The sequence below is a fragment of the Dietzia sp. Cai40 genome (assembly GCF_014145165.1).
GTDB lineage: Bacteria > Actinomycetota > Actinomycetes > Mycobacteriales > Mycobacteriaceae > Dietzia > Dietzia natronolimnaea.
Window position 1 is genome coordinate 1 of sequence record NZ_JAALEB010000209.1, and the last position, 4,142, is coordinate 4,142.

Genomic DNA, 4,142 nt, shown 5'->3' on the forward strand with positions numbered 1-4,142 from the left:
TCACCAAGACGTTCACCGCGCTCCTGCTCGCGGACGGCGTGATCCGGGGGGACTGGAGCCTCGACACCCCTGTCCGGGAGCTACTCCCGGCCGGTGTGAAGGTCCCGGGTCGGGACGGGGTGGAGATCACGCTGCGACACCTCGCGACCCACACCTCCGGGCTCCCGCGGTCGCCCGTGCGTCTCGGGCTCCGGGAGAACATCGCGTATCAGCGCACCGGCGCCGACCCGTACGCGGCTCTGACCGAGGACGACGTGCTGCGGAGCCTGGGTGAGACGCGGCTGAAGCGCGTGCCGGGCGACGGCGGACCCGCGTACTCCAATCTCGGATTCGGCCTCCTCGGCACCGCGATGACCACGGCGACCGGTCTGGACTACGGCACCCTCGTACGAGACCGGGTCGGCGGTCCGCTCGGGTTGGTGGACACCGTGGTCGACGCCCACATGACCGCCGACCAGCGTCGGCGGATGGCGGTGGGATTCCGGAGCCGTCGTCGCCCCGCCGATCCCTGGCCCCTGGCCGGATTCGCGGGCGCGGGTGCACTGCGGTCCACGGCCTCGGACATGGTCCGGTTCCTCTCCGCACAGGTCGACCCGGGGAGCACCGGGCTCGGCGACGCCATCCGGCTCACCCATGCCACGCCACGGGGAGGGCCGGAGACGATGGGGCTCGGGTGGCACCGTGCGGGGGATCGGACCCTGTGGCACAACGGCGGGACAGGAGGATTCCGGTCCGTCGTCCTCGTCAGCCCCGCCACCGGCACCGTCGTCCTCGCCCTCGTCAACCAGAACCGGGGCGCGGACCTGACCGCGTTCCGACTGATGCGGCGGCTGGAGCGGTGACATCGGGACCGGTCGGGGCGCGGCGTGGCCATACTGGGTGACATGACGCAGACGTGGAAGACGATCGTGGACGCCGACCCCGGGCACTCGCGCCGGTACGCCAAGCGGTGGGACGACATGGTGGCCGAGGGCGTGGACATCGACGGCGAGGCGCGGCTGATCGATGCGATGGCGCCACGTGGCGCCCGCATCCTCGACGCGGGGTGCGGTCAGGGCCGCACGGGGGCCTACCTCCACCAGCGCGGGCACCGGGTCACCGGTGTGGACCTCGACCCCCACCTGGTCGAACGGGCGCGGGAGCTGTGCCCTGACGCCTCCTGGGAGGTCGCGGATCTCGCAGGGGAGGGCTGGGCGGCCGGACCGTTCGACCTGGCCGTCTCCGCCGGTAACGTCCTGGCGTTCGTCGACCCGGCCGACCGCGGCATCGTGCTGGCCAATCTCGCCGGACGTCTGGTGTCGGCGTCCGACGACGTCGAGGGACGAGACGGGCGGCTCGTGGTGGGGTTCGGTCTCGACCGCGGGTGGTCGCGCGAGGAGTTCGACGCCGACGCCCGCGAGGCGGGGCTGGAGGTGGAACAGCGGTGGTCGACCTGGGATCTCCGTCCGTTCGACGACGACAGCGGTTTCATGGTGGCCGTGCTGGTGCGCCGATAGCGCAGGGCCGGTCGCCCCGACCCCTCGCTGCGGCTCTCTCAGTGGTGGAAGTGAGATCCGGCGCCCCTACGCGGCATCGGTGAGTCGAGCTCGTCGAGGAACGACACCTCGCCGGCGAGATCTTTGACCAGGGCCGACGCCAGGTCGCGGCCGAGGCCGACGCGGACCACGATGCGAAGCACGGTCAGGTGCGACAGATCGTCGGCCAGGGGATAGGCGGGCACGAGCCAGCCCTTCATCCTGAGTCGATCCGACAGGTCGTAGAGGGTCCACATCGTCGTGTACCCCTCCTTGAGCCGCCAGGTGACGACCGGGATCGTGTCGCCACGGCTCACCAGCTCGAACGGACCGAGCCCCCCGATCTCCGTGGCCAGGAACTGCGCGACGTCGAGGGATCCCTGCTGGACCCGGCGGTAGCCCTCCCGGCCGAGCCGGAGGAACATGTAGTACTGCAGGAGGACCTGTGCCCCGGGTCGCGAGAAGTTCAGCGCCAGGGTCGGCATGTCGCCGCCGAGGTAGCTGCAGTGGAAGATCATGCTCTCCGGCAGGGCGTCCGTGTCCCGCCACACGATCCAGCCCACACCCGGGTAGACGAGACCGTACTTGTGGCCGGAGGTGTTGATGGACGCCACGCGCTCGATGCGGAAGTCCCACTCCAGGTCGGGCTGGCAGAACGGCGCCACCATGCCGCCGGACGCGGCGTCGACGTGGATCCTGACGTCGAGACCGGTGGCCTCCTCGATCTGGTCGAGCTTCCCGGCGATCGCGGCGACCGGCTCGTAGGCACCCGTGTAGGTGACTCCCATGATGGCGACCACCCCGATGGTGTTCTCGTCCACGTACTCCTCGAGATCGTGGCCGTCGAGCATCGGGTGCTCCGCCGAGATCGGCACCCAGCGTGGCTCGACCTCGAAGTAGTTGCAGAACTTCTCCCAGCAGACCTGCACGGCGGTCGAGAGAACGATGTTGGGGCGATCGGTTGACTCGTTCCGCGCCCTGCGTCCGGCCTGCCAGCGTCGCTTGAGCGCGAGCCCGCCCAGCATGCAGGCCTCCGACGAACCGATGGTCGAGGTGCCGATGGACTGCTCGACGTCGGGCGCGTTCCAGAGATCGGCGATCATCCTCCAGCACCGCTCCTCGATCGCCGCGGTCTGGGGGTACTCGTCCTTGTCGATCATGTTCTTGTCGACGGTCTCGGCGTACAGGCGCCGGGCCTCGTCGTCCATCCACGTGGAGACGAACGTCGCCAGGTTGAGCCGCGCGTTGCCGTCGAGCATCGCCTCGTCGTGCACGATCTGGTAGGCCGTCTCGGGAAGGGACTGGTCCCTCGGCAGTTCGAAGCGGGGCAGCTCGGTGGCCTCGCCCGGACGGACGAACACGGAGTTGAGGTCCAGTGACGCACCGCCCTCGTTGGTGGTGTGACGCGCAGTGGTGTGACGCGCTGTGGTGTGACGAGCGGTGGTGTGAGGGATCTCGGCCACTGTCTCTCCTCGGATCGGAACTCGTCCCGCGGTGACCCATCGGGTTTCAGAGTGTGCCACCGATCACAGGTGGTCGTCGTCGACTTCCCGGGTTGCGCCTGAACAGCGGTGATCACCACCGCGAACGGTAGCGGCCCCGCTCGGCCCGCGGTCACAGCACACTGTGCCCATGAGCGCGCAGAAGTGGACCGTGGACCGCCTGCCGGACCTGAGCGGCAAGACCGTCATGGTGACCGGCGGCACGAGCGGGATCGGCAAGGAGGTGGCGCGCGAGACAGCACGTCGCGGTGCCCACGTGGTGCTGCCCTCCCTCACCCGCGCCGAAGGCGAGTCGGCGGCGGCGGAGATCGGCGGTTCGACCGAGGTCCACCAACTCGACCTGAGCCGCCTCGACGCCGTGCGCGGCTTCGCGGCGGGATACACGGACCCGGTCGACGTGCTGCTGGACAACGCCGGACTGATGAGCAGGACCCGCAGGCAGACCCCTGACGGCCTCGAACTGCACCTGGGTGTCAACGTCCTCGGGCCGTTCCTGCTCACCGAGCTGTTGCTGCCGCGGATCAGGGAGCGGGTCGTGATCACGGCATCGATGGCCCACGCCAGGGGGCGGATCGACTTCGCCGACCCCCACTTCCGCCGGCGCCCGTACTCCATGGCGGCGGCGTACGCCCAGTCCAAACTCGCGTGCATGCTCTGGGGGCTCGACCTGCAGAACCGGCTCGACGCTGCCGGGTCGCCGGTGGACGTCCAGCTCGCGCACCCCGGGTTCGCCGCCACCTCGATCCTCGATCCGACGCCGTTCCCGCCGGTCAACGCGGTCCTCGACCTGCTCGGTCGACGGATCGTCCCCACCGCGTCAGACGGGGCGCGACCTCTCCTGTACGCCGCGACGGAGACGCTCCCGCCGGCCTCGTACATCGGCCCGACGGGGTGGCGTCAGATCGCCGGGGCGCCGGGACCCTGCGAGCGCTCCGCGCCCGCCGGCGATCCGGACCTCGCCCGCCGCTTCCGCGAGTTGGCCGTGCGCGAGACCGCGGCTGATCTCGCCGTCTGACAGGTCGCGTCGGACTCCCCGGTCGCATCGGTAAGCTGGCGCTCATGACCACGAGCCACCTCGACGCCCCCGACCTCTCCGGCCAGACGGACGCCGATCGGCCCGCCCTCG

Annotated in this window: 4 protein-coding genes; 3 read left to right on the plus strand and 1 reads right to left on the minus strand. The window is 70.4% G+C overall.

Translation table 11 applies throughout. From position 1 onward, the window contains the following. Both G6022_RS08845 and G6022_RS08850 read left to right on the plus strand, forming a co-directional pair. Positions 1–842, plus strand: an 842-nt coding sequence (locus G6022_RS08845) for a serine hydrolase domain-containing protein (RefSeq protein WP_182691394.1), incomplete at its 5' end; no start/stop codon positions are given. Positions 843–884: 42 nt separating this feature from the next. After that, positions 885–1,496: a class I SAM-dependent methyltransferase gene (locus G6022_RS08850; protein ID WP_182638724.1), complete on the plus strand. Its 612-nt coding sequence runs from the start codon at positions 885–887 to the stop codon at positions 1,494–1,496. Positions 1,497–1,534: 38 nt separating this feature from the next. Here G6022_RS08850 and G6022_RS08855 read toward each other — a convergent pair whose 3' ends face one another. Continuing rightward, the gene (locus tag G6022_RS08855; protein WP_182638726.1) at positions 1,535–2,977 is read right to left on the minus strand and encodes a glutamate decarboxylase; all 1,443 of its coding nucleotides are present in this window, start codon (positions 2,975–2,977) and stop codon (positions 1,535–1,537) included. 169 nt (positions 2,978–3,146) lie between these two features. Between G6022_RS08855 and G6022_RS08860 the strand changes: the two genes are divergently transcribed. Continuing rightward, on the plus strand, positions 3,147–4,031 hold the full coding sequence (locus G6022_RS08860) for an SDR family NAD(P)-dependent oxidoreductase (RefSeq protein WP_182653873.1): 885 nt from the start codon (positions 3,147–3,149) through the stop codon (positions 4,029–4,031). Positions 4,032–4,142: the final 111 nt, after the last annotated feature.

Excerpts from the sequence above, each read along its gene's own strand:
- G6022_RS08860 (WP_182653873.1), top strand. The coding sequence starts at position 3,147 with ATGAGCGCGCAGAAGTGGACCGTGGACCGCCTGCCGGACCTGAGCGGC.
- G6022_RS08850 (WP_182638724.1), top strand. The coding sequence starts at position 885 with ATGACGCAGACGTGGAAGACGATCGTGGACGCCGACCCCGGGCACTCG.